The 637-nt window shown below is 46.8% G+C and carries 1 protein-coding gene; it reads right to left on the bottom strand.

All coding sequences use genetic code 11. The features are described 5' to 3' along the window. Nucleotides 1-98: 98 nt before the first annotated feature. Nucleotides 99-637: NAD-binding protein (locus ACGTN6_RS20815; RefSeq protein ID WP_394594993.1), on the bottom strand; the 539-nt coding region annotated here is incomplete at its 5' end.

Here is a 637-nt window from a genome sequence, read left to right as displayed (position 1 = left end):
AAAGAAGATCTGACCTCTTCCCACTCTTCTCTTAAATGAGACCCATTTAACATTGGAAGCTCTAAAATGTCTTGCATCTGTCTTCTACTCATGATTCCTCACCCTTTCCTAGCTGCTTCTCCCGCAATGACTCCTGACTTCTTCTCATAATATTGAATGAGTCCGCCGTGATCATCGGCTCCTTTCCCATCATCAATGAGCTCCTGATACATGGAAAGAACCTGAGTGGATAAAGGAAGATCCACATCAAGCTCCTCTGCCGTCCCCAGTACATTCGTTAAATCTTTCGCATTTATATCAATACGGCCGCCTGCCACAAAGTTCCGATCTAAGATAAGCGGAACTTTCGCATCCAGTACGGCACTGCCTGCGAGCCCACCTCGAACCGCTTCATACATCTTGCCAATATCAATTCCTGACTTCTCTGCAAGTGTCAGCGCCTCTGACATAGCGGCTATATTCACGTTCACCATAATTTGATTCGCTAACTTAGCAGCAGTTCCACTTCCGATTTCCCCAACACGGACAATTGATGATCCCATCACTTCTAGCAATGGCTGTACCTGTTCACAAACCTGACTCTCGCCTCCGATCATAAAGGAAAGAGTCCCATCGATCGCTTTAGGCTCACCCCCAC

The organism is Halomonas sp. B23F22_20 (genome assembly GCF_043496985.1).
Taxonomy (GTDB): Bacteria; Pseudomonadota; Gammaproteobacteria; order Pseudomonadales; family Halomonadaceae; genus Halomonas.
This window is presented reverse-complemented; position numbering and strand designations above follow the sequence as displayed.